Consider the following 23,221-nt stretch of genomic DNA (forward strand, 5'->3'; position numbering starts at 1 on the left):
GCGCGCCAGCGGGGGAGGACGAGGGTGAGCACACGTTCCATTGCGGCATTGTCCGCTCTTTGTGCAGGTGTTGCGGCATTGGTGGTTGGGGCTGCCTGGGCCGATCCGGTTGATGAGGAGCTGGAGATCGACGGCGTGGAAATGATCACCCGCGCCCCCGCTCCGGAGGGGCATCCCTTCGATGAGGTGCTGTCGGGTTGGTTGTTCCGCGAGGCGGAGACGCGCGAGACGGAAGCCGATTCCTTTGCCAATCCGGGCATGCTCACAGTCGAGCGCGGCGCCGATGTATGGGACACGGTCGAGGGTGCGGCAGGCAAGTCCTGTTCCTCCTGCCACAATGAGGCGGCGGAGAGCATGAAGGGCGTGGGCGCGCGTTTCCCGAAATGGGATGCGGCCTCCGGCAAGCCCGTCAATCTGGAACTGCAGATCAACAAGTGCAGGGTCGAAAACATGGAGGCGGAGCCTTACAGGTTCGACCATCCCGACCAGATCGCGCTCGCCGCCTATATCAAGCACCAGTCGCTGGGCATGCCGGTGAAGATCGATCTGGCCGAGGGCCAGATGCAGAGCTGGTGGGATAAGGGCAAGGAGAACTACTACACCCGCATGGGGCAGCTCAATTTTGCCTGTGCATCGTGCCACGAGGCCTCGATGGGCAAATATATCCGTGCCGACCACCTCAGCCAGGGGCAGGCCAATGGCTTCCCGACCTACCGCTTCCGCGACGGCAAGGTGATCTCGCTGCATGACCGCCTGCGCGGCTGCATCAAGGACACGCGCGCCGAAATGCCGGATGCCTTCTCAGACGATCTGATGGCGCTGGAGGTCTATGTGACATGGCGTGGCACCGGCCTGTCGGTCGAGACGCCCGCCGTCCGGCAGTAAGCACGACGTCAGCGATGACATGCAGCCCGGCCGGGCGTTCCGGCCGGCTGAAGCAGTTCCGGCAGAAATACGCAGCGGTTTCGTGTCCGGAGTTGCATCAAAACAAAGGGTTGGAGCATTTCAGCGCTTCGGAGAAACGCGGAATTGCCCCAGAACACGTTCCGGGCCCCACGCCCTGAAGAGGCAAGCATGACTTATACCCGTCGGGATTTCTTTCAGTTCGCAGCCAATGCCGGCATGGCGCTCGGCGCTGCGGGCTATCTGTCGAATCCCACCCGCGCGCTGGCCCAGCAGAAGCTGACGCAGGACGACCTGCTGAGCTTCGATAGCAAAGGGCAGGTGACGCTGCTGCATTTCACCGACGTTCATGCCCAGCTGATGCCGATCTATTTCCGCCCGCCGGATACCAATATCGGGGTGGGCGACTATGCGGGCATCCCGCCGCATCTGGTCGGAGAGGCCTTCCTGAAGGAGTTCGGCATCGACGCCGGCAGTCCGCTTGCCTATGCGCACACCTTCCTCGACTATGTCGATCTCGCCCGCGCTTACGGCCGCCTCGGCGGCCTCGACCGCACCGCCACGCTGGTCAAGGCGATCCGCGCCGAGCGGGGTGACGACAAGGTTCTGTTCCTCGATGGCGGCGACACCTGGCAGGGGTCCTACACCTCGCTGAAGACCAACGGTCAGGACATGGTCGACTGCATGAAGCTTCTGAAGCCGGATGCCATGACCGGCCACTGGGAGTTCACCTTCGGCGAAGACCGTTTTCTCGAAATCATCGAAAGCATGGGCTACCCATTCCTTGCTTCCAACATCTTCGATGCGGAGTGGGACGAACCGGCCTTCGACAACACCGCCATGTTCGAGCGGGGTGGCGTGCAGGTGGCGGTGATCGGCCAGGCGATGCCCTATACGCCGATCGCCAATCCGCGCTGGATGTTCCCCAAATGGTCGTTCGGCATCCGCCCGGACGTGCTTCAGGCCAATGTCGACGCCGCCCGCGAAGCCGGTGCCGAGATCGTCGTGCTGATCTCGCACAATGGCTTCGACGTCGATCGCAAGCTGTGCAGCGTGGTCAAGGGTATCGATGTCATCCTCACCGGCCATACCCATGATGCCGTGCCGGTTGCCTTGCAGGTGGAGGACACGCTCGTCATGTCGTCCGGTTCGCACGGCAAATATCTCGGCCGCATCGATCTGGAAGTGTCCGATGGCAAGGTGACGGGCTACAGCTCGAAGCTGATCCCGGTGTTCTCCGACGTGATTACGCCTGACGCCGAAATGGCCGCCAAGATTGCGGAAGTGCGCGACCCCTACAAGGACGAGCTTGGCCGCGTCATCGGCAAGACCGAGTCGCTGCTCTATCGCCGGGGCAACTTCAACGGCACGTGGGACGATCTCATCTGCAGGGGTATCATGGAAGAGCGGGACACGCAGATTGCGCTGTCGCCCGGCTTCCGCTGGGGCACGACCCTGCTGCCGGGTCAGGACATCACCATCGATGATCTCTACACCGAAACCTCGATGAGCTATCCGGCCGTCTATCGCAACGAGATGACCGGCGCGCAGCTCAAGGAAGTGCTGGAGGATGTCTGCGACAACCTCTTCAATCCCGATCCCTTCCTGCAGCAGGGCGGCGATATGGTGCGCGTCGGCGGCATGACCTACAGTTGCACGGTGGGCGAGAAGATCGGCAACCGCATTTCCGACATGAAGCTCGCCGCCACCGGCGAGGCGATAGAGCCGGATGCGACCTATGTCGTCGGAGGCTGGGCTTCCGTCAACGAAGGCGCCGAAGGTCCCGCCATCTACGACCTCATGGAAAGCTACATTTCCGGCAAGGGCACGGTGTCCGTTGCGGATGAGCGGACCGTAAAAGTCATCCAGTAAGCGCAATCCGCAGCGAGCCGGCTTTACGCCGGCTTTCTTGTCGTCCTATACATAGAAAAATTCATATGTTAGAATTGATGAAAGAATTATCTGGAGGACATCATGGCTGAACGGCAGCAGGTGCTGTCGCCATCGCGGCGCGGCTTCCTCACTGGCGGGCTGATGGGCGCTGCCGCTCTTGCGAGCACGGGCCTTGCCCGTGCTTCGGAAGGTGAGGAGGTCATCACCGAGATCCAGGACTGGAACCGCTATCCCGGCGATGGTGTCGATGCGCGCCCTTATGGTCAGCCCTCCCAGTTCGAGGCGCATGTGGTGCGCAAGAACGTGCCGTGGCTGACGTCCGATTCCATCTCGTCGATCAACTTCACGCCGCTGCATGAGCTGGATGGCATCATCACGCCGAACGGCCTGTGCTTCGAGCGTCACCATGCCGGCATTGCCGAGATCGAGCCCGGATCGCACCGGCTGATGATCAACGGTCTGGTGGATCGGCAGCTGGTTTTCACCATGGCGGATCTGAAGCGCTTCCCGCGTGAAAACCGGATCTTCTTCCTCGAATGCGCAGCCAATTCCGGCATGGAATGGCGCGGCGCGCAGCTCAATGGCTGCCAGTTCACCCATGGTATGATCCATTGCGTCGCCTATACCGGCGTGCGCCTCAAATATCTGCTTGAGGAAGCCGGCGTGAAGACGGCAGGCAAATGGCTTCTGGCCGAGGGCGCCGACGCGTCGGCCATGACCCGATCGATCCCGGTGGAGAAGGCGCTGGACGACTGCATGGTCGCTTTCGCCATGAATGGCGAGGCATTGCGTCCCGAGCAGGGCTATCCGATCCGTCTCGTGGTGCCCGGCTGGGAAGGCAATATGTGGATCAAGTGGCTGCGCCGCCTCGAAGTGGGCGACGAGCCCTGGGAGCAGCGCGAGGAGACGTCGAAATACACGGACCTGCTCGCCAACGGCAAGGCGCGTCGTCACACTTGGGTGATGGACGTGAAGTCGGTGATCACCAATCCGAGCCCGCAGGCCCCGATCACGCACGGTAAGGGCGCCATGGTGCTTTCCGGGCTGGCCTGGTCGGGCAATGGTGCGATCAGCCGGGTGGATGTCTCCATCGATGGCGGCCGCAACTGGCACGCGGCGCGCATCGACGGGCCGAGCCTGCCCATGGCGTTGCATCGCTTCTACTATGAGTTCGACTGGGACGGTTCAGAGCTGTTCCTGCAGTCGCGCGCCATCGATGACAAGGGCTTCATCCAGCCCACCAAGGAGCAGCTGCGCTCGGTGCGCGGCCCGAATTCCATCTATCACAACAATGGCATCCAGACCTGGCATGTCGACGGCGAGGGAGTGGTCGAGAATGTCGAGATTTCCTGAGCTTGTTCTGGCCGTCGCGCTGCTGGTGGCTCCCGCATCGATTTCCCTTGCCGCGCAGGACGCGCCGGCAGCCGGAAAATTCGGCATTGGCCGCGAGGCCACGCCGGAAGAAGTGGCTGCATGGGATATCGACGTACGCCCCGATGGTCTCGGCCTTCCGGAAGGACGCGGCACTGCGGCCGAAGGCATGGCGATCTATGATGAGAACTGCGCTTCCTGTCATGGCGATTTCGGTGAGGCGGTGGATCGCTGGCCGGTTCTGGCCGGCGGGCAGGGCACGCTGGAGAACGAGCGGCCCGAAAAGACCATCGGCTCTTACTGGCCCCATCTGTCGACCGTCTATGATTACGTGCGTCGCGCCATGCCGTTCGGCAATGCGCGGTCTCTTTCCGATGACGATGTCTACGCGCTGACGGCTTACCTCCTCTATCTCAACGATATCGTCGATGATGAGGACTTCGAGCTGTCGAAGGAAAACTTCACGTCGATCAAATTGCCCAATGCGGATAATTTCATCGAAGACGATCGCGAGAGCGAGCCGCATTATGCCGACAAGTCGGATCCCTGCATGAGCGATTGCAAGCCGGGCAAGGCGGAGGTCAAAATGCATGCGGCGGTGCTGGATGTAACGCCGGAAAATGCCGATGACAGCGCCCCGCAAGGCGGCATCGACTGAGCAGCTGATGCCGCAGGAATGCGGCTGAAAGAGGCGGGAATTCCGGCCCGGAGAGAAGGGCCGCCATTTCGGTTCTCCAGTCTTCGTGCTGCCAATATGGGTAGCTTGCTTCGACGGCGCTGCCGGCTTTTGCCGGCGGCGCCGTTTCTTTTTGGCGGGGAAATCTGCTCTTGCCTGAAAGTGTGCTGCCGTCATTTGGCACAGGTGCGGCAAGGCAGTCGCTCTGACATCGCACGGAAACGAAGCTTTTCCTTCCGCCCTAAGAGCGGTGAAGGCAACGGGCTCCTCGTCTTCCCGTTAGCTGCCCGTTGTGCCCGGACACTTCCTTTTTCCATGCGTCTCCTTCAGGCCTGAATTCATGTCCGGAACGGGAATGAAGTCCGTACATGTCCATTCTGTCCGGAAGATTTTCGATCTTCGTCCTATAATATGGAATGGAGGAAATCTGCCTTCATCGCGTTTGCCCACCACGCCGTCCTTGATCGTGTGTATTTCGTGGAAAATTCGGCCAGGATGACGTTTATGGCCGAATCCTGCGAATAACCCACTTGACTTAACGTTAAACTTAACTCACCTAGATTGCCGGGATAAGAAGCGGACGCGCTGTGAACAGGTGCTAAAAGCCGCCTGCATCGCATATCGGCGAAAGGGGAGTTATGTCGGCAGACCTTGCGAGCACCGTTGATCGTCGGCGCCAGTACAGTGCTGGTGGAACGATGTCGCTGAACCGAGTGATCACGCCCTCGCAACTGTTCGGCCATGGCAACCCGGAAGTCGATGAGGCGGTGATCGCCATCATCTGCCCGGGCGTCTCGCCTGTCGTCGTGCGCTGATCGAAATGGCGTGTTTCATTTCCCGGCGGTCACAAGGCAGGTCCCGATCTCGCTCGATTGCGCCGACACCAACATCGGGATCACGGAAAAGCTCGTCAATTCCCTCGCGTGAAAAAGGGCGGTTCCCGGCGCCAGAGCGTCCCGCACCGGATGGCGGACGAGGCATTGAATGAAAGATTTCCCGTCAGGCTCTCCGGAGCGTGGTGGGGGAGTGCAGTGTGAAGTAATGGCGTGGGTTGGGTATGGAGGACCCGCGCCGGCAAGTGTCAGTCCTTCCTACAAAAACGACAATGGAGACTTGAGATGAACAATGGGATGACGCGCCGCGGGTTCATGCGTGCGGGCGCAACTTTCGGTCTGGCTGCGGCTTCTGCCGGTGCGGGCCTCACCGCCGGCACCAGCCTTGCCTTCGCGCAGGACGCCGATCTGCTGGCAGACATCAAAAAGCGCGGTTTCATCCGCGTCGGCACCTTCAGCATTCCGCCGGAAACCTGGATCGACATCAGCACCGGCGAATGGAAAGGCATCGCGGCCGACTTCACCAAGGCTGTGGCGGAAGAGATCGGTGTTGAGGTCGATCCGGTCGTGCTGGTTCACTCGGCGCTGGCTCCGGCCCTCGATTCCGGCCGTATCGACGTGATTTCCGGTCTCTACCGCACCGCTGAGCGCGAAAAAGTGATGGCATATGCCTCCGCACCTTACTGGTACGGCATCGACGTGCTGCTCACCCGCTCCGAAGGCGGCGTGGCCACGGTTGAAGACCTCAAGGACAAGGTGATCGGCACCGTGCGCGGCTCCGCGCAGGAAATCGAGGCTGCCGAGCTGCAGAAGCGCTACGGCATTTCCGATATCCGCAAGTACGATGCCGCCGATCCGATGCTGATGGATCTCAAGGCCGGTCGTCTCGATGCGGCGGTCTGGTGGGGCTACACATTCGACTACGCTGCCCAGCAGAACCCGGATTACGACTTCAAGGTCGTCGAGTATCTGGCGCCGGAATATCTCAACAGCGAGACGCTGCCCGGCAACTACTACGTCTTCTCCAAGAACGGCACCGCCGGCCTGATCCAGGCCTTCGATGCCGCCACGGAGAAGCTCAAGGCCGCCGGCGTTGACAAGCAGATCATGGAAAAATACGGCCTCAGCAATCCGTCCTACCTGACCGGCAAGTTCTGAGCGGTTCAGGCAGAAGTGCCCGCAATTCGGCATTCCGAATTGCTTTCATCAAAGAGCAGGCGCATTTCGCTCTTCCCGTAAAGGCGCAAATGCCCCGCATCTCATGAACAAGGCTCCCGGCGCGCAGGCGTCGGGGCTCCTGTCTCCCGGATTGGAAATCGATGAGCGATTATCTCCAGCTTGTGCAAACCTATTTTCCCTACGTGGCCAAGGGCGCGTCGATCACGATCCAGCTGACGATCGTGGCGCTGCTGGGCAGCGTGGCGCTCGGTCTTCTCACGACCTTCGCCAAGCTCGCCAATCTGCGTCTGCTGCGCATCGTTGCCAGCATCTACATCGAGCTGATCCGCGCCACGCCGGCGCTGCTGCAGCTCTTCATCATCTATTTCGGCCTGACCTCGTTCGGCCTGCGGCTGGATCCGTTCACTGCGGCGTCCATCACCCTGTCACTGGTCGGCGGCGCGTATGCGGCGGAAATCTTCCGCGCCGGCATTGAGGCGGTGGATACCGGGCAGTTCGAGGCCGCCCGCAGCCTTGGCATGTCCACTCCGCTGGCGATGCGCCGCATCATTCTGCCGCAGGCGGCGGTGATCGTGCTGCCGCCCTTCACCAACTTCGTCATTTCCATGATCAAGGACACGTCGCTGGCGCTGACCATTTCGGTCCCGGAGATCATGTACCGGTCCTACGATGCGTCCAGCCAGTCGTACCGCAGCATGGCCATCTATTCGATGGCGGCCGTTCTCTATCTGGCGATCTGCCTTCCCCTGTCCGGGTTTGCGAAGGCTCTTGAAAAGCGCAGGGCTTCCCGATGAGCAAGACCATACTCGAACTGCAGGGGCTTGAGATGGCCTTCGGCCAGCTCAGCGTTCTGCGCGGCGTGGACCTGAAGGTCGAAGAGGGCGAGAGCATTGCCATCATCGGGCCGAGCGGCTCGGGCAAGAGCACGCTGCTGCGCTGTCTGAACCGGCTGGAAACCCCGACCGGCGGCGATGTGCTCTTCGAGGGAAACCGCATCGATGCGCGCACCGACATCAACCAGCTGCGCACGCGCATGGGCATGGTGTTCCAGCAGTTCAATCTGTTTCCACACATGACGGCTCTTGCCAATGTGATGGAAGCGCCGGTTCATGTGCGCAGGATCAAGCGCGATCAGGCCGAGGCTGAAGCGCGCCGGCTTCTGGAAAAGGTGGGCATGCTGGAGAAGGCGGGTTCCTTCCCAAAGCAGCTTTCCGGCGGGCAGAAGCAGCGTGTGGCCATTGCGCGCTGCCTTGCCATGCAGCCGCGGCTTCTGCTGCTTGATGAGATTACCTCAGCGCTCGATCCCGAGCTGGTCGGCGAGGTTCTCGATGTGGTGCGCGATCTGGCGCGTCAGGGCATGACCATGCTACTCGTTACCCATGAAATGCGCTTTGCCCGCGAATTCGCGGACAGGGTCGTGTTCATGGATGGCGGGGTCGTGGTCGAGGTCGGACCACCGGAGGAGATTTTCACCCGGCCGAAGAGCGAGCGGCTCAGGAAGTTCCTGACGGCTGTTCTGGAACAGACCACCTGACCCTCGGCGCTCCGGCGTCGCGGATTGACAAGAAGCCCGGAACGGGCGCTGTGGAGAGGATATTTCATGAAATTGTTGCGCTATGGAGAGCCGGGCGCTGAAAAGCCCGGCCTGCTCGATGCTGAGGGCGGGATCCGCGACCTGTCGGCACATGTGACCGATATCGGGGGCGCCGCGCTTGATCCCGCCGCGCTGGCGGAACTGGCGAAGCTCGACCCGCAGACCCTGCCTGCGGTCTCAGGCTCGCCGCGCATCGGACCCTGCGTTGCCAATGTCGGCAAGTTCATCTGCATCGGCCTCAACTATGCCGACCATGCCGCAGAAGCGGGCCTGGCCGTGCCGTCCGAGCCGGTGGTTTTCATGAAGGCCTCGTCCGCCATTGTCGGTCCCGATGACGATGTGCTGATCCCGCGCGGTTCCGAAAAGACCGACTGGGAAGTCGAGCTTGGCATCGTCATCGGCCGCAAGGCGAAATACGTCTCCGAAGCCGAGGCGCTGGATTATGTGGCGGGCTATTGCGTCGCACACGACGTGTCCGAGCGCGCTTTCCAGAACGAGCGTCAGGGTCAGTGGACCAAGGGCAAGAGCTGCGACACCTTCGGGCCGATCGGGCCGTGGATGGTGACGAAGGATGAGATCGCCGATCCGCAGCAGCTTGGCATGTGGCTGAAAGTGAACGGCGAGACGATGCAGAACGGCTCGACCAGAACCATGGTCTATCAGGTGGCCTATCTGGTTTCGTATCTGAGCCAGTTCATGAGCCTGATGCCGGGCGACATCATTTCGACAGGCACGCCACCGGGCGTCGGCATGGGCATGAAGCCGCAGCGTTTTCTCAGGGCCGGCGATGTTATCGAACTCGGCATCGAAGGGCTGGGCACGCAGAAGCAGAATGTGAAGGCGGACGCCTAGTCCTAGCTCAGGACTTTCGTATCAGATGATCGGGCCGCCGGATGATGTATAGCGTCCGGCGGTTCATTGTTTCGGGCACTATTTCCGCCCGGCAACGATGATGAACGGGCGCAACGGCGGGAAAAGCCGAAACGCTCTATTGCAGACTGGATTGGTTTTCGGTCAAACCAGAGAAAATAGCCAGAGATGCATATGTCGGACAAGCCGGTAACGATCAAGGATGTGGCGCGCGAGGCGGGAGTCTCGGCGATGACCGTCTCCAATGTGCTGAACGGGCGCGGGCGCGTGGCCGAAACCACGGCGCAGAACGTGCGCGATGTCGTCGATCGGCTTGGGTATCGGCCTTCGGTGGCGGCACGGCGGCTGCGGCTTTCCCAGCAATGGACGATCGGCATGCTGATCGTCGTGGAAGACCCGGATTTTCTTTCTGATCCCTTCATCACCGCGCAGGTGACGGGTCTGACCAACTATCTCACGGCGCATGCCTACAGCCTGATCCTGCGTGGCATCAAGCCTTCGGATTTCCGCACGTCTGGCCTGTTTCAGGACATTGAAGCCGATGGCATGGTGGCCATTCTCTCGGGCGACGAGGTGCAGCGCAAATGGTTCGTGAGCGAGCTGGCCACCCTGCGTGTGCCGTTCGTGCTCCTGCAGGAGCATCAGCGCCCGGCCCATGACGACTGCACGATCATCCGGCAGGATGATTTCGATGGCGGTCGCCAGATTGCGCGGCATCTCATCGCCAACGGAACCCGCACCTGCTGGATGCTGATGCCGCAGACCGAATGGCCGGCGATGCGGGCGCGTATGGAAGGCGTTGCCTCCGTGTGGCGGGAGGCTGGCCTGCCGCCGCCAGAAGTGATCCGCTGCGCCGACGAGAGTTTTGACGTCAACTATGCCGAAACGCTCGCCGCCCTGCGCAGCCGCACGGCGCCTGATGCCATTGTCGGCGGCAACGACCAGATGGCGGTGGGGGCGATGAAGGCCTGTATCGCTCACGGATTGAGGGTTCCGGAAGATATCCAGATCACCGGCTTCAATGCCTTTGATTTCTGGCGCTACGTGGATCCGGTGCTGACCACGGTGCGTTCCGCCGCCCATGCGCTGGGCGAGCGGGCGGCGGCGGAGCTGATCGCGCGGCTTCAGGCGGCAACGTTCAGCTCTCATGAGATCATCCTGCCGGTGAAGCTGGAACCGGGTGCTTCCACCCGGTCCTGATCCGCGACCGATGATGTGGCTCAGATCGCGCCATCGGCCCTGATCTGCTTCACGGCACCTTCGACCGCCTCCAGCGTGGAGGCGACCACCGCGTCGTCATGGGCGATCGACATGAACCATGCGCCGCGTTCGAGGGCGCGCACGCCGCGATGCAGCAGGGCGGTGGTGAAGGCGACGTAAGCCTGCCGGTTCATGCGCGCCAGATCGCGATAGTCCCGTGCCGGCTGCTCAAGTCCGAAGGCGACATGGAAGACCTGCGGAAAGCCTTCAACCACGGCTTGGACGCCATGACGTGCGAAAATCTCGCGCATGCCGTCCATCAGCCTTGTGCCATTGACGGCGATCTCTTCGTAAAGCGAAGGCTTCAGCGACTGCAGGGTTGCAACGGTGGCCGCCATGGCGATGGGCTGTGCATTGTAGGTGCCGCCATGCACGACGCCGCCGCTCACGAACATGTCCAGAAGGTCGGCCCGGCCGGCGATGGCGGCGACGGGGAAGCCGTTGGCGATCGCCTTGCCGAAGGTTGAAAGATCGGGCGTGACGCCGAACAGTTCCTGTGCGCCGCCGGGGGCAAGGCGGAAACCGGTGATGACCTCATCGAAGATAAGGATCGTGCCGTGACGGGTGCAGGCTTCGCGAACGCCTTCCAGATAGCCGGGAAGGGGGTGAACGGCGCCCGCATTGCACATGGCGGCTTCCATGATGACGGCGGCGATATCTCCCTGCGCGAGGCGGGCTTCCAGAAGCTCCGGATCGTTCCATGGCAACACCACCAGCGTGTCGGCGGTGTCGGCAAGTTGCCCCTTGCTGCCCGCGACAGCCTTCGGTGCTTCGCGCGGGCCGGCTGCGTCGGGTGCGGGTGCCGTCGACCACAGCACATTGTCGAACCAGCCGTGATAATGGCCCTCGAACTTGATGATGTTCCGGCGCCCCGTGGCGGCGCGTGCAAGGCGAAGGGCCGCCTGATCCACTTCGGAGCCGGAGCCTCCGAAGCGCATGCGCTCAGCGGATGGGACCATCTGGCAGACTAGCCGCGCAGCCTCGGCTTCGACAGCGCTCTGCGCGCCGAACAGAATGCCGTCGTCTATCTGCCGTTTGACGGCCTGTGTCAGGGCTGCGGGGTTGTGGCCGAGGATCATCGGCCCCATGCCCAGATAGTAGTCGATCAGCCGATTGCCATCGACGTCATACAGAAAGGGGCCTTCGCCGCGCTCGATCACCAGCGGCGTGGGGGAGATGTTCAGGCGGAAATTGCTGTTAACGCCACCCGCCATCCATTGGCAGTTGTGCCGGATGGCCTCCGCCGATCTGGTGAAGGACAGAAGGTGCGATGTGATGGCGTTGCTTGAGGCAGTCATGGCTTGCTCCCGATAAGACCGATGAGGCGGTGTGCTCACAGAGGCTGCAGTCTGTAGCCGCCACGGGCTGGCCGCGACGGTACAGGCATGTCTCAGTGCCCCGCTCCCCATAAGATCGTTAGTCGCATAATGTAGGACGACCTCCGATGTTCATGCCGCAATCTAATACGGAATTTTAGCCTTTATCAAGCTGATTATCACGATAAACCATCATGATTTATCGTTATTGAGGTCAGTTCTGAGAAAACCATCCTGCATTATAAGATTTCAGGAATTTGGGCCTTTTCCGCGTCTTTCAGGACTGGCCGGCGAGATCCCGGGTGATGCCGGCGAGGCTGGTAATGAGGATATCGGAAAGGCGCGAGACGGCCGGGCCATCGAACCGTGAGGCAGGGCCGGCGATGCTGACGGAGGCAACGACATTGCCGCCCGGACCGAAAATCGGGGCCGCTATGCAGGCACTGCCGGGTTCGTTTTCCTCGAACTCCTGCGTCCATCCTCTGGTGCGGCAGTCCTGCAATACGCTTTCGAGTTCTTCCGGGTCGGTAATGGTGTTGGGCGTCAATTTTTGCAGCGGCGCGACCTCATAGATGAAGCGCCGGAAATCCTCGGGCTGGTAAGCCAGCAGCGCGCGCCCGCAGGCGGTGGAATGATAGGAAGCCCTCGTGCCGGAATAGGAGGAAACGCGCAGATTGTAACTGCCTTCGAGGCTCTCCGCGATGAACACGTCAGCGGGGCCTGGAATGGCAAGGTTGATCGTCTCACGCGTCTGCGCGCACAGGGCGGTCAGATGCGGGCGTGCAATCGTGGCGATGTCCAGCCGGCGGGCCACCGCGTTTCCATAGACGAGGTGCTGAAGTCCGAGCCGATAGGAGCCCGTTCCCGTATCGTGCTCGGCGAGCCCCGTCTCGACCAGCGCCTTGATGAGGTTGAACGCCGTGGTTTTCACAAGTCCGGTGCGCTGGGCCAGATCCCGCAGCGAAACCCATTCGCCGTCGGCCATGGCATCCAGCAGGGCTTTGGCGCGGGCGATGGACTGGATCCGCACTTCGGAGGCGGGAACGTGTTGCGGCACTGTACCAGTCATGGCTGACATCTCCGGTTTCGGCATCTGTGATGCCATGTCGCTCATGATGGCGGAAGCAGCAAGGTTCCGGGTGGGCGAATTGTGGGTGCGGGCCGATGTTTTCGCTGCGCCGTCCGATTTTGAAGGGCGCGCGCACATGCTACGGTGGGCAGGCTGAGAGCTTCCGCAAAGGAGAGGGAAAACATGCGCAGACTGTTTATCGCAGCAGGCATTTCACTTCTGGCTGGCGTGGCGATGCCTCTCCCGGCCAGTGCGCAGACAGCCGACGAGATGAATGCCAGCCTCGATTCCCTGTTCGGCGAGCACGACCGCTACCACAGCTTTTTCACGGCGCTGAAGAAAGCGGTCGCGGAGGGTGACAAGAAGTCCTTCGCGGCGATGGTGGATTATCCGTTTCAGGCCCGGATAAAGGGCAAGTCGGTGAGAATCCGTGATGCCGCCCATTTCGTTGCCGATTACGATCAGGTCGTCACCGCAAAGGTGTAGCATGCCCTTGAGGCGCAGGCCTATGAGAGCCTGTTCGCGAACTGGCAGGGGGTGATGGTTGGCGACGGCGAAATCTGGTTTTCGGCTGTCGGGGAGCCAGGCGAAATCCGGATAACGGCTATCAACGACTGACCTGCCCGGCACTCCGGCAACCGCGCCGGCAGCTACGAAAAGCGAATGGCCGCCCCGGCTTGCCGGGCGGCCATTGCTGACGACTGGAGCGTTTCCAGGAAAAGTGGAACCACTTTTCCGGTTCGGAAACGCGACGAATCAAAGACTTGGAGCTGTTCAGTGATTCCGTGAAATACTGAACGGCTCTGACGGACCGGTTCCGGGGCCTCGGTCTTCAGACCGGCGTCGGCACCACCGTCGCCACGATGGAGGCGTCGAGCGCCTCGTAACCGGCAAGGTCGATCATGTCGTAGAGCTCGGCCCGGGTCTGCATTTCGGGCACCATCGCCTTTGTCGAGTCGTCGCGCTTCAGCGTCGCGTAAAGCTTTTCCTGCGCCTTGTTGGCGACGCGCAGCGAGGAAACCGGCCAGATCACCATTTTGTAGCCCATCGCCTCGAACTCGTCGGCCGTGAAGAAGGGCGTGCGGCCGAATTCGGTCATGTTGGCGAGCAGCGGCACGCCCGGCATCCGCGCTGCGAATTCGCGGAACATGTCCGCCGTGGTCAGCGCCTCGGGGAAGATCGCATCCGCGCCCGCTTCCATGTAGAGCTTTGCCCGCGCCACGGCGCCGTCCATGCCTTCGCTGGCCGCCGCATCGGTGCGCGCGATGATGTAGAGGTTGCGCCGCGCCTTTGCCGCAGCGGCGACCTTGGCCGCCATGTCGTTGGCGTCGGCCAGCTTCTTGTCGTTGAGGTGGCCGCATTTCTTGGGCAGGAGCTGGTCTTCGAGGTGAACCGCGCCGGCGCCCGCCTCCTCGAAGGTGCGCACCATGTGCATGACGTTGAGTGCCTCGCCATAGCCGGTGTCGCCGTCGACCAGCAGCGGCAGGCCGGAGGCACGCGCGATCTGGCGGATGAAGAAGGCCACTTCATCGACGGTGATGATGCCGAGATCGGGAATGCCCATCGAGGCGGTCATGGCCGCGCCTGACAGGTAAAGCCCCTCGAAGCCGGCGGCCCTGGCCTGCAGGGCGGCCATGCCGTTATGGGCTCCGGGAAGCCGGGTGATGCCGCCGCTTGCGACGAGCGCCCGGAAGCGCTCGCCTGCGGAGTGTTGCGGAAGGTCTGAAGAGACGAGATAGGGCATGCTTTTCCTCAGGCTGCCTTGGATTTTTCGGCCGGCCGGCCACGGCGCTCGATCGACACGAATTCCAGATTTTCCGGTCCCGTGTAATTGGCGGAAGGCCGGATGATCTTGTTGTCGACGCGTTGCTCGATGATGTGCGCTGCCCAGCCGCTGGTGCGCGAGATGACGAACAGCGGCGTGAACATGGCCGTCGGTACGCCCATCATGTGATAGGAGACCGCGCTGAACCAGTCGAGGTTCGGGAACATAGCCTTGGCATCGGCCATGGTGGATTCGATGCGCTCGGCAATGTCGAACATCTTTGTCGATCCGGTCTCGACCGAGAGCTGGCGCGCCACAGTCTTGATGACCTTGTTGCGCGGGTCGCTCACCGTATAGACCGGATGGCCGAATCCGATGACGACCTCTTTAGCCTCGACGCGGCGGCGGATGTCGGCTTCCGCCTCGTCGGGATCGGCGTAGCGCTTCTGGATCTCGAACGCGACCTCGTTGGCCCCGCCGTGCTTCGGCCCGCGCAGCGCGCCGATGGCCCCAGTGATGGCCGAGTAGACGTCCGAGCCGGTGCCGGCGATCATGCGCCCGGTGAAGGTCGATGCGTTGAACTCGTGCTCCGCATAGAGGATCAACGAGATGTGCATCGCCTTCACATGCGAGGCCTTCGGTGCTTTGCCGTGCAGAAGGTGCAGGAAGTGACCGCCGATGCTGTCGTCATCGGTCTCGACCTCGATGCGCCGCCCGTTATGGGCATAGTGGTGCCAGTAGAGCAGCATCGAGCCGAGCGAGGCCATCAGCCGGTCGGCGATGTCGCGCGCGCCGGGCAGGTTGTGGTCCGCCGCTTCCGGCAGCACGCAGCCGAGAGCGGAGACGCCGGAGCGCATCACATCCATCGGATGGGTCGCGGCCGGCAACAGCTCCAGCGTGCGCTTGACCGCATCCGGCAGCCCGCGCAGGGCCTTGAGCTTTGCCTTGTAGGCGGCAAGCTCGGCCTGCGTCGGCAGCGTGCCGTGGACGAGGAGGTGGGCGATCTCCTCGAACTCGCAGGTCTCGGCCACGTCGAGAATGTCGTAGCCGCGATAGTGGAGATCGTTTCCGGTGCGCCCCACGGTGCACAGCGCCGTGTTGCCGGCAACGACGCCGGACAGGGCAACGGACTTCTTCGGCTTGAATGCGCTCATTGTTTCCTCCCTATCTCTTCCAGTCGAAAATGCCGGTGGCGGCGGCCGGGCCGAGCTTGTCCTGCGCGACCGTGAAGGTGAGGCCCGACAGTTCTTCCGGCTTCAGCTCCATGAGGCGCTCGACGGTTGCGATGAAGCGGTCCTGCTCGGCCTTTTCCACGACACCCTCGGCCAGCGTGCGGAACTTGTTGACGTAGTCCGGACGGGTGAAGGGGCGGGCGCCCAGCGGATGCGCATCGGCGATCGCCAGCTCGTCCTCGATGACCGAGCCGTCCTGAAGGGTGACGGTGACGCGGCCGCCGAACGCCTTTTCCTTCGGGTCATGGCTGTGGTAGCGACGCGTCCACTCCGGGTCCTCGATGGTGGAGATCTTGTGCCACAGGGCCACCGTTTCCGGCCGGTTGGCGCGTTCGGGCGCATAGGAGCGCTCGTGGTGCCAGCCGCCGTCTTCCAGTGCCACGGCGAAGATGTACATGATCGAATGGTCGAGCGTTTCGCGGCTGGCCTTCGGGTCCATCTTCTGCGGATCGTTCGCGCCGGTGCCGATCACGTAGTGGGTGTGATGGCTGGTGTGGATGACGATGTCCTTCACCCTGGTGAGGTCGCCGACCTTTGGTCCCATGCGGCGTGCCAGATCGATAAGCGCCTGGCTCTGATATTCAGCCGAATGCTCCTTGGTGTAGGTGTCCATGATGGCGCGCTTGGCCTCGCCCTTTTCGGGCAGCGGCACCACATATTCGGCCTTGGGGCCGGAGAGCAGGTAAGCGATGAAGCCGTCTTCGCCTTCCCATGCCGGCGAAGGCGCGCCTTCGCCGCGCAGTACGCGATCCACGGCCTCGACCGCCATCTTGCCGGCGAAGGCCGGCGCGTAGGCCTTCCAGCTTGAAATCTCGCCCTTGCGCGACTGGCGGGTGGTGGTAGTGACATGCAGCGCCTGCTGCACGGCCTGATAGATCACTTCCGCCGAAAGCCCCAGCGCCGTGCCGATGCCGGCGGCGGCCGAGGGGCCGAGATGGGCGATGTGGTCGATCTTGTGCTCATGCAGGCAGATGCCCTTCACCAGATTGACCTGCACCTCGTAGCCGGTGGCGATGCCTCTGGCGAGTGCCGCGCCCGACAGGCCGCAATGCTGCGCCACGGCAAGGATCGGCGGAATGTTGTCGCCCGGATGCGAATAGTCGGCAGCGAGGAAGGTGTCGTGGAAATCAAGCTCGCGCACCGCCACGCCGTTGGCCCATGCCGCCCATTCCGGCGAAATGCGCTTGGCGGTGGAAAGACCGAACACGGTAGCGCCGGGCAGGAAGGGGTGAGCCTGCGCCTGCGCCCGGGCGCTCGCCACCGGGCGGCGCGCCACGGAGGCCGCAGCGACGGCTGCATTGTCGATGATGCGGTTGCCGATCATCTCGACCACATCGGCGTCGAGCGCGACGTTGTCGGCAGCGATCGAGGCGATCTTCCAGGCGAGCTGGTCCTCGCGGGCGAGGTTCTCGGCGGATTTGTAGGTGCGGACCTTATGCGACTTCACGAATGAATATCCTCTGCGTTGCATTGATCGGAAGTGGGGAGGGGTGTCGGCCTGCCGTCGCCATCGACGGCGACCATCATGAAATGGCCGCTGATGGCGGGGTGTTTCTCACCGCCGTCGTCGGTGAAGGCGTTGACCAGAATGGTCATGGAGGAGCGGCCGCGAAACACGATGCGGGCGCTGATGTCGATGATCTCACCCAGCCGCACCGGGCGATGGAACTCGATGCCGTCGGCCTTGGCCATGACCACATCGCAGCCGGCGTGGCGGGCAGCGCACAGGAAGGCGGCCTTGCCCATCAGATGCAGCGCGTTGGCGCCATAAAGGGTGCCGTAGTGATTGGTCAGCGCCGGCAGAACCAGTTCGCTGAAGCGCGCATCACTGTGCAGGGAAAGTTCCTCCGGCATTCCTGAAACGTGCCCCTTGGTTCGAGAGCCTCTTTGCTAATCCGCAATATCCGCATATGTTGAAAATCGTAAACCACTGAAAAAGCAGACATTTGCAAAGCCAGATCAGTGAATTTGCAAAGTTTGCGAAGTTTGTGAGGCGAGGGTGACACCGTGAAAAAGCTGTTTATGGGCGTGCGATTGAAGCGGCTGCGGGAAGAGCGACGGCTCACCCAGCAGGCGCTGGCCGACGCCATCGGCATTTCGCTGAGCTATCTCAACCAGATCGAGAATAACCAGCGCCCGCTCACCGTAGCGGTGCTCCTGAAGCTCAACGCCGCCTTCGGCGTCGACGTGCAGCTTTTCTCCGGCGAGGACGAAGCGCGGCTGGTGGGCGAGCTGCGCGAGGCGCTGTTCGATCCGGGCGTGGGCGAGGAGATTTCGAGCGCCGAACTGAAGGAGATCGCCACCGGCATGCCTGCCGTGGGGCGCGCCATCGTCGGGCTGCATAAGCGTCTGTCGCGCGCGCTGGACCAGTCTGCGGCGCTGGCCGCGCGGCTGGGCGATGACCGGCAGGGCGACGGCGGGGCGGACTCAGCACCCATCGCGGCCGCTCCCTTCGAGGAGGTGCGCGACTTCTTCTATTCAAGGCACAATCATATCGATGCGCTTGACCGGGCCGCCGAGGCAGCTGCCACGGGGCTTGGCCTGCCGCCGGGGCGCATGGTAACGGGGCTGGAGACCTATCTGGAAGCGAAGCACGGCGTGCGGGTGTTGCGCCACGCGCTGCCGCCCGGCTCAGGCGTGCAACGCGCGTTCGATCCGCAGGCACGGGTGCTGCGGCTCTCGGAGCGCCTGAGCGGCGGCCAGCAGGCGTTCCAGCTGGCAACGCAGCTTGCCTTTCTCGAATATGGCGGGCTGATCGATGCGGAACTGGCGGAAGCCTCGTTCTCCAATGCCGAGACCCGCGCGCTCGCCCGCATCGGCCTTGCCAATTATTTCGCAGGCGCGCTGGTGCTGCCTTATTCCGTCTTCCTGCAATCGGCCAAGGAACTGCGCTACGACATCGACCTGCTCGGACAGAAATTCGATGTCGGTTTCGAGACCGTCTGCCATCGCCTCAGCACATTGCAGCGGCCGGGTGCGCGCGGCGTTCCCTTCTTTTTCATCCGCGTCGATCGCGCCGGCAACATCTCCAAGCGCCAGTCGGCCACGGACTTTCACTTCTCGCGAGTGGGCGGCACATGCCCCCTGTGGAATGTCTACGAGGCCTTCACCCGGCCCGGACGCATCGTCACCCAGCTTGCCGAGATGCCGGACGGGCGCACCTATCTGTGGATGGCGCGCACGGTCGATCACTCGGCAGGCGGCTACGGAACGCCCGACAAGACCTTCGCCATCGGTCTTGGCTGTGATCTCCAGCATGCGCCGGGGCTGGTCTATTCCAAGGGACTGCGGCTCGACGACGCCGAGGCGCGCACGCCGATCGGCGCCGGCTGCAAGATCTGCGAGCGGCCTGCCTGTCCGCAGCGCGCCTTTCCGCCGGTGGCGCAGGCGCTGCGCATCGACGAGACGCGCAGCAGCTTCACCCCCTATGCCTCCACCTGAGGTCGGGGCTGCTGCTGCCGAAACAGGTTCCCCTCGAAGCCGCGATGGGGTAGGGCGGGCGCCGGGCGAAATTGCCCTGCGGAAAGGTCCGGATGCGCACGCAAAGTTTCGATACCGTCATTCTCGGCGCCGGTGCCGCCGGCATGATGTGCGCGATCCACGCCGCCGCCCGCGGCGGCCGCGTGCTGATCGTCGACCATGCCCGCAATCCGGGTGAAAAGATCCGTATTTCAGGCGGCGGCCGCTGCAATTTCACCAACACCGGCGCCACTGCCCGCAACTTCCTGTCAGCGAATCCGCATTTCGCCAAGTCCGCGCTTGGCCGCTACACGCCGCAGCATTTTATCGCGCTGGTCGAAAAGCATGGCATCGCCTATCACGAAAAGACGCTCGGCCAGCTTTTCTGCGATCATTCCGCAAAGGACATCATCGCCATGCTGCTGGACGAGATGGCGCGTGCGGGCTGCGAGGTCCGGCTTTCGACCACGCTCGAAAAGGTCGGGCGCAGCGAAGCCGGTTTTTCGGTGACGCTGGGCGGCGAGGGCGCTGCAAACATTGCCTGCCGCAACTTCGTTGTTGCCTGCGGCGGCAAATCCATCCCGAAGATGGGCGCGACCGGCCTCGGCTACCAGATCGCAACGCAATTCGGTCTCGCTGTGACTGAAACCCGCGCCGGCCTCGTTCCCCTGACGTTTGGTGAGGATGTGCTGGCCGGCTTTCGTGAAATCGCAGGCGTTGCGGTCGACGCGCGCGTGAGCTGCGGCAAGACCGCTTTCGAGGAAGCCTTGCTGTTCACGCACAGAGGCCTTTCCGGTCCCGCCATCCTGCAGATTTCATCCTACTGGCGTGAAAAACAGCCGGTTCGCATCGCCTTTCTGCCCGGTCAGGATTTTTCCGCCGCACTCGCCGCCGCCAAGCGCGAAAACGGCCGCCGCAGCATCGCCACCGCGCTTGGCGAACTCCTGCCGAAACGGCTGGCTGCCCATCTGGCGCAGGCGCAGGGCTGGGTGGGAGCACTGGGCGAAACCACCGACAAAAGGCTCGCCGCGATCGCCGCCACGCTTCAGGGCTGGGAGGTCTTCCCCATCGGCACGGAAGGCTACCGCACGGCGGAAGTCACACTTGGCGGTGTCGACACCGGCGGCCTCGATTCCCGCACCATGGAAGCCAAAGCCGTCCCGGGCCTGCATTTCATCGGCGAGGTGGTGGACGTGACCGGCTGGCTCGGCGGCTACAATTTCCAGTGGGCATGGTCGTCCGGCTGGGCGGCTGGAACAGCGATTGCCGAACGGGCAGCATGAGCGCTGTCACATCGGTAGCGGCAGCGAACGACTATCACCATCTTGGCTGCAGCTTCCCTTACAAAACACCCATTTCGCAATCTCTGCCGTTGATGCCCGCGCGCGGATCGTCTAAGAGGTTGCTCGCACTGCTTATGCACCCGTAGCTCAGCTGGATAGAGTGTCGCCCTCCGAAGGCTGCTGTCAAGGGTGGATGCATGAACTGAAGACGAAAAAAATGAAGGGAATACAGCAGTTTAAGAGCCGAGCCACAAACCACCGAGACAGCGAAAATTTCCACGTAAGCGGCGCGTAAGCAGTTTAGAGGAAACGGTGGCGGGAAAAGGGATGACGTAGCGCACGGTTGAAATGCGGCGTTGATCTGTTGGCGAAGCGATGATTATGTCGGCCGAATCCGTTGCCTTTAGTGGTCGTTCGGGCTAGGCAAAACAGAGCATGCACCCGTAGCTCAGCTGGATAGAGTGTTGGCCTCCGAAGCCAAAGGTCACAGGTTCGAATCCTGTCGGGTGCGCCATTTCAGTACAGAACTATGAACGCCGAACGCCGCCGTTTCTACGCTAGAAGCCGCGACTAGCGTTCGCAGCAGCTCTGACTTCGATCCCATTATACGAACCTCATCGTCAGCAACCTCGACGCGCTGCGTCAGAGCACGCGATGGTTCAACCTGTCATCCTCATTTTCATTTTTTTGGCGTGTCGGCCTCTGTGGGCATCAGGCATGCCGGATTTCAACAAAATTTTTAAAAGCAAAAAAATTTGACATAAAGCTCTGAGCCGGTATATCGCTCTTCCATGTCTTGCATTGGGGGGAGAGCATGGCCGCAACACAAAAACTTCGTGAAGGCGGCATGCGACCGCGGGGCACCGCCGCCATCACCATCGACAGCGTATGCAAGACTTTTGCGGGCATGGGCAATGGCCGGCGTTGTGTTGCCCTGAACAGGGTCGATCTCTCTGTGGAGGCGGGGCAGGTGGTGGTCATCATCGGTCCTTCCGGCTCCGGAAAAAGCACGCTGTTGCGTACGATCAATGCGCTGGAGGCTGTCGATTCCGGCACCATCGTGGTCAATGGCGACGAAGTCACGGGACGCGGTGCGAACTTGCCGAAGCTGCGTGCCAAGGTTGGCATGGTGTTTCAGCATTTCAACCTGTTTCATCATCGCACCGCGATTGAGAACGTCGTGTTGCCCCAGATGGTAGTGAAGGGGCGCTCAAGGGCTGAAGCCGTCGAGATAGCCCGCTCGCTGCTTGACAAGGTCGGTGTGGCCGATCGCGCCGATCATTATCCGATGCAGCTTTCCGGCGGTCAGCAGCAGCGCGTTGCCATAGCCCGGGCGCTGGCGATGCATCCTCAGGTGATGCTGTTCGATGAGGCGACTTCCGCGCTCGATCCTGAAATGGTCGGCGGAATACTCGACCTCATGCGTCAGCTTGCCTCCGAAGGCATGACCATGGTCGTTGTCACGCACGAAATGGGGTTCGCCCGCGATGTGGCTGACCGGGTCGTGTTCATGGATGCCGGGGCCGTCGTCGAGGAAGGGGCGCCGGCGCAGATCTTCGACAGTCCTGTCAACGAGCGCACGAGGCGCTTCCTGTCGCTCGTGAACTGAACTCTGCCGGCCATTCGGGCAGGCCGCAATTGTCACTCGATTTTCAAGGGAGGAACTGGAATGAAAAGATATCTCAGGCTGCTCACCGCAGCGCTCGGTCTTGCAGCCATGGTCGTTGGCCAGAGTGTGGCCCATGCCGCGGACACCATCATGGATGAAATCCTGCAGCGGGGTGAACTGCGCGTCGGCGTGCAGACCCAGGGTGCGCCAGTCAGTTTCGTCAACAAGGACGGTGAGCGCGCGGGGCTTGCCATCGACATCGCCAGGATGATGGCGGATGATCTGGGTGTGAAGCTGGTTCTTCAGGATTACGATTGGAAGGGGTTGATACCGGCATTGCTGGCCGGCAAATTCGATCTCATTGCCGCCGATATGACGCCGACAGCCGAGCGGACCGCTGCGCTCCTTTTCTCCAGGCCATTCTTCTACCAGGAAACCGTGGCCTTCACCACCACGGACAAGCCCTACACCACCTGGCAGGATCTCAATGTCGCCGGCCTCAACATCGGCGCCGTGCAGGGCGGCACCTATGTGACTGCGGTGAAGGAGTTCCTGCCCGAAACCAATGTCAAGGAATTTGCGAGTGGGCCGACCGTGGCGCAGGCGCTTTCGGCCGGCCGTATCGACGGCGCCTTGTCCGATCTCGGCAATGTGCGCGGTTACGCCCAAGAATACGATAATCTGAAACTTCTGGACGGTGTCATCACGCGCGAGCCGCTTGCTTTCGCGACCCGCAAGGAAAATGTTCACCTGAAGTTCTGGATGGACAACTACGTCGAACTCATCTCGGCCAACCACAAGCTGGACCGGCTGCTCGACTACTGGTGGAACACCACAGCCTGGCAGGCCGATCACAAATAATCATCATTTCCCTTCCCGGCGTCATCTATGACGGCCGCCGGGAAGGCA

The 23,221-nt window shown here is 62.1% G+C and carries 22 protein-coding genes and 1 tRNA gene; 17 read left to right on the top strand and 6 right to left on the bottom strand.

What is annotated here, in order from left to right; translation table 11 throughout:
* The first annotated feature begins 24 nt into the window (after positions 1–24).
* The 10 genes from soxA to MIC97_RS14090 all read left to right on the top strand — a co-directional run bounded on the left by soxA (position 25) and on the right by MIC97_RS14090 (position 10,519).
* Positions 25–885, top strand: coding sequence for a sulfur oxidation c-type cytochrome SoxA (soxA, locus tag MIC97_RS14045; RefSeq protein ID WP_239800517.1), 861 nt, complete (start codon positions 25–27; stop codon positions 883–885).
* 189 nt (positions 886–1,074) lie between these two features.
* A complete protein-coding gene (soxB, locus tag MIC97_RS14050) occupies positions 1,075–2,775 on the top strand; it encodes a thiosulfohydrolase SoxB (RefSeq protein ID WP_239800518.1) in 1,701 nt (566 codons plus the stop codon).
* Positions 2,776–2,937: 162 nt separating this feature from the next.
* The gene (soxC, locus tag MIC97_RS14055) at positions 2,938–4,149 is read left to right on the top strand and encodes a sulfite dehydrogenase (protein ID WP_239801141.1); all 1,212 of its coding nucleotides are present in this window, start codon (positions 2,938–2,940) and stop codon (positions 4,147–4,149) included.
* On the top strand, positions 4,133–4,825 hold the full coding sequence (locus MIC97_RS14060) for a cytochrome c (protein WP_239800519.1): 693 nt from the start codon (positions 4,133–4,135) through the stop codon (positions 4,823–4,825). Before soxC ends, MIC97_RS14060 begins: the two co-directional genes overlap by 17 nt.
* A 656-nt stretch (positions 4,826–5,481) precedes the next feature.
* Positions 5,482–5,658: a hypothetical protein gene (locus MIC97_RS14065; protein WP_239800520.1), complete on the top strand. Its 177-nt coding sequence runs from the start codon at positions 5,482–5,484 to the stop codon at positions 5,656–5,658.
* A 303-nt stretch (positions 5,659–5,961) separates the two neighbouring features.
* The gene (locus MIC97_RS14070) at positions 5,962–6,834 is read left to right on the top strand and encodes a transporter substrate-binding domain-containing protein (protein WP_239800521.1); all 873 of its coding nucleotides are present in this window, start codon (positions 5,962–5,964) and stop codon (positions 6,832–6,834) included.
* Between the two features lie 161 nt (positions 6,835–6,995).
* Positions 6,996–7,649: an amino acid ABC transporter permease gene (locus tag MIC97_RS14075; protein WP_183827272.1), complete on the top strand. Its 654-nt coding sequence runs from the start codon at positions 6,996–6,998 to the stop codon at positions 7,647–7,649.
* Positions 7,646–8,389 (top strand): amino acid ABC transporter ATP-binding protein, encoded by a 744-nt coding sequence (locus tag MIC97_RS14080; RefSeq protein ID WP_239800522.1) that lies wholly within the window; start codon positions 7,646–7,648, stop codon positions 8,387–8,389. The genes MIC97_RS14075 and MIC97_RS14080 overlap by 4 nt, the downstream gene beginning before the upstream one ends.
* A gap of 66 nt (positions 8,390–8,455) precedes the next feature.
* Entirely contained in the window at positions 8,456–9,301 is an 846-nt protein-coding gene (locus tag MIC97_RS14085; protein WP_239800523.1) for a fumarylacetoacetate hydrolase family protein, read from the top strand.
* A gap of 192 nt (positions 9,302–9,493) precedes the next feature.
* The gene (locus MIC97_RS14090; protein ID WP_239800524.1) at positions 9,494–10,519 is read left to right on the top strand and encodes a LacI family DNA-binding transcriptional regulator; all 1,026 of its coding nucleotides are present in this window, start codon (positions 9,494–9,496) and stop codon (positions 10,517–10,519) included.
* 20 nt (positions 10,520–10,539) lie between these two features.
* Here the strand turns inward: MIC97_RS14090 and MIC97_RS14095 are convergent, their stop codons facing one another.
* The gene (locus tag MIC97_RS14095) at positions 10,540–11,877 is read right to left on the bottom strand and encodes an aspartate aminotransferase family protein (RefSeq protein WP_239800525.1); all 1,338 of its coding nucleotides are present in this window, start codon (positions 11,875–11,877) and stop codon (positions 10,540–10,542) included.
* A gap of 295 nt (positions 11,878–12,172) precedes the next feature.
* On the bottom strand, positions 12,173–12,964 hold the full coding sequence (locus tag MIC97_RS14100; RefSeq protein WP_239800526.1) for an IclR family transcriptional regulator: 792 nt from the start codon (positions 12,962–12,964) through the stop codon (positions 12,173–12,175).
* Here MIC97_RS14100 and MIC97_RS14105 point away from each other — a divergent pair.
* Positions 12,963–13,121: a hypothetical protein gene (locus MIC97_RS14105; RefSeq protein WP_239800527.1), complete on the top strand. Its 159-nt coding sequence runs from the start codon at positions 12,963–12,965 to the stop codon at positions 13,119–13,121. The two genes, MIC97_RS14100 and MIC97_RS14105, sit on opposite strands and share 2 nt — an antisense overlap.
* 26 nt (positions 13,122–13,147) lie before the next feature.
* On the top strand, positions 13,148–13,450 hold the full coding sequence (locus MIC97_RS14110) for a hypothetical protein (RefSeq protein ID WP_239800528.1): 303 nt from the start codon (positions 13,148–13,150) through the stop codon (positions 13,448–13,450).
* A gap of 346 nt (positions 13,451–13,796) precedes the next feature.
* On the opposite strand, the gene prpB is transcribed toward MIC97_RS14110, so the two are convergent.
* Genes prpB through MIC97_RS14130 form a run of 4 tightly spaced genes read right to left on the bottom strand, consistent with a single transcriptional unit; the run spans position 13,797 to position 17,815 of the window.
* The gene (prpB, locus tag MIC97_RS14115) at positions 13,797–14,708 is read right to left on the bottom strand and encodes a methylisocitrate lyase (protein ID WP_239800529.1); all 912 of its coding nucleotides are present in this window, start codon (positions 14,706–14,708) and stop codon (positions 13,797–13,799) included.
* Between the two features lie 8 nt (positions 14,709–14,716).
* On the bottom strand, positions 14,717–15,883 hold the full coding sequence (gene prpC / locus MIC97_RS14120; protein ID WP_239800530.1) for a 2-methylcitrate synthase: 1,167 nt from the start codon (positions 15,881–15,883) through the stop codon (positions 14,717–14,719).
* 10 nt (positions 15,884–15,893) lie between these two features.
* Complete coding sequence (locus MIC97_RS14125; protein ID WP_239800531.1) at positions 15,894–17,408, bottom strand: MmgE/PrpD family protein; 1,515 nt, start codon at positions 17,406–17,408, stop codon at positions 15,894–15,896.
* A complete protein-coding gene (locus MIC97_RS14130; RefSeq protein WP_239800532.1) occupies positions 17,405–17,815 on the bottom strand; it encodes an acyl-CoA thioesterase in 411 nt (136 codons plus the stop codon). The genes MIC97_RS14125 and MIC97_RS14130 overlap by 4 nt, the downstream gene beginning before the upstream one ends.
* Before the next feature lie 153 nt (positions 17,816–17,968).
* On the opposite strand from MIC97_RS14130, the gene MIC97_RS14135 reads away from it, so the two are divergent.
* From MIC97_RS14135 to MIC97_RS14155, 5 genes are all read left to right on the top strand, one after another.
* Positions 17,969–19,402 carry a short-chain fatty acyl-CoA regulator family protein gene (locus MIC97_RS14135; RefSeq protein WP_239800533.1) on the top strand — a complete coding sequence of 478 codons (1,434 nt, stop codon included), beginning with the start codon at positions 17,969–17,971 and terminating at the stop codon, positions 19,400–19,402.
* A 92-nt stretch (positions 19,403–19,494) separates the two neighbouring features.
* Positions 19,495–20,703: an NAD(P)/FAD-dependent oxidoreductase gene (locus MIC97_RS14140; RefSeq protein ID WP_239800534.1), complete on the top strand. Its 1,209-nt coding sequence runs from the start codon at positions 19,495–19,497 to the stop codon at positions 20,701–20,703.
* A gap of 437 nt (positions 20,704–21,140) precedes the next feature.
* Positions 21,141–21,217, top strand: a tRNA-Arg gene (locus MIC97_RS14145).
* 393 nt (positions 21,218–21,610) lie between these two features.
* Positions 21,611–22,312: an amino acid ABC transporter ATP-binding protein gene (locus MIC97_RS14150; protein WP_239801142.1), complete on the top strand. Its 702-nt coding sequence runs from the start codon at positions 21,611–21,613 to the stop codon at positions 22,310–22,312.
* A gap of 60 nt (positions 22,313–22,372) precedes the next feature.
* The gene (locus MIC97_RS14155; RefSeq protein ID WP_239800535.1) at positions 22,373–23,173 is read left to right on the top strand and encodes an ABC transporter substrate-binding protein; all 801 of its coding nucleotides are present in this window, start codon (positions 22,373–22,375) and stop codon (positions 23,171–23,173) included.
* The last annotated feature ends 48 nt before the right edge of the window (positions 23,174–23,221 follow it).

This window comes from Aquamicrobium sp. NLF2-7 (genome assembly GCF_022359935.1).
GTDB lineage: Bacteria > Pseudomonadota > Alphaproteobacteria > Rhizobiales > Rhizobiaceae > Mesorhizobium > Mesorhizobium lusatiense.

Bases quoted from the DNA above. Each gene is read 5' to 3' on its own strand.
- MIC97_RS14085 (WP_239800523.1), top strand. From the start codon at position 8,456: ATGAAATTGTTGCGCTATGGAGAGCCGGGCGCTGAAAAGCCCGGCCTG.
- prpB (WP_239800529.1), bottom strand. From the start codon at position 14,708: ATGCCCTATCTCGTCTCTTCAGACCTTCCGCAACACTCCGCAGGCGAG.
- soxC (WP_239801141.1), top strand. From the start codon at position 2,938: ATGGGCGCTGCCGCTCTTGCGAGCACGGGCCTTGCCCGTGCTTCGGAA.
- MIC97_RS14155 (WP_239800535.1), top strand. From the start codon at position 22,373: ATGAAAAGATATCTCAGGCTGCTCACCGCAGCGCTCGGTCTTGCAGCC.
- MIC97_RS14060 (WP_239800519.1), top strand. From the start codon at position 4,133: ATGTCGAGATTTCCTGAGCTTGTTCTGGCCGTCGCGCTGCTGGTGGCT.
- MIC97_RS14150 (WP_239801142.1), top strand. From the start codon at position 21,611: ATGGGCAATGGCCGGCGTTGTGTTGCCCTGAACAGGGTCGATCTCTCT.
- soxB (WP_239800518.1), top strand. From the start codon at position 1,075: ATGACTTATACCCGTCGGGATTTCTTTCAGTTCGCAGCCAATGCCGGC.
- MIC97_RS14110 (WP_239800528.1), top strand. From the start codon at position 13,148: ATGCGCAGACTGTTTATCGCAGCAGGCATTTCACTTCTGGCTGGCGTG.
- MIC97_RS14065 (WP_239800520.1), top strand. From the start codon at position 5,482: ATGTCGGCAGACCTTGCGAGCACCGTTGATCGTCGGCGCCAGTACAGT.
- MIC97_RS14080 (WP_239800522.1), top strand. From the start codon at position 7,646: ATGAGCAAGACCATACTCGAACTGCAGGGGCTTGAGATGGCCTTCGGC.
- MIC97_RS14075 (WP_183827272.1), top strand. From the start codon at position 6,996: ATGAGCGATTATCTCCAGCTTGTGCAAACCTATTTTCCCTACGTGGCC.
- MIC97_RS14140 (WP_239800534.1), top strand. From the start codon at position 19,495: ATGCGCACGCAAAGTTTCGATACCGTCATTCTCGGCGCCGGTGCCGCC.
- MIC97_RS14105 (WP_239800527.1), top strand. From the start codon at position 12,963: ATGGCTGACATCTCCGGTTTCGGCATCTGTGATGCCATGTCGCTCATG.
- MIC97_RS14070 (WP_239800521.1), top strand. From the start codon at position 5,962: ATGAACAATGGGATGACGCGCCGCGGGTTCATGCGTGCGGGCGCAACT.
- MIC97_RS14090 (WP_239800524.1), top strand. From the start codon at position 9,494: ATGTCGGACAAGCCGGTAACGATCAAGGATGTGGCGCGCGAGGCGGGA.
- MIC97_RS14100 (WP_239800526.1), bottom strand. From the start codon at position 12,964: ATGACTGGTACAGTGCCGCAACACGTTCCCGCCTCCGAAGTGCGGATC.
- MIC97_RS14095 (WP_239800525.1), bottom strand. From the start codon at position 11,877: ATGACTGCCTCAAGCAACGCCATCACATCGCACCTTCTGTCCTTCACC.
- prpC (WP_239800530.1), bottom strand. From the start codon at position 15,883: ATGAGCGCATTCAAGCCGAAGAAGTCCGTTGCCCTGTCCGGCGTCGTT.
- MIC97_RS14130 (WP_239800532.1), bottom strand. From the start codon at position 17,815: ATGCCGGAGGAACTTTCCCTGCACAGTGATGCGCGCTTCAGCGAACTG.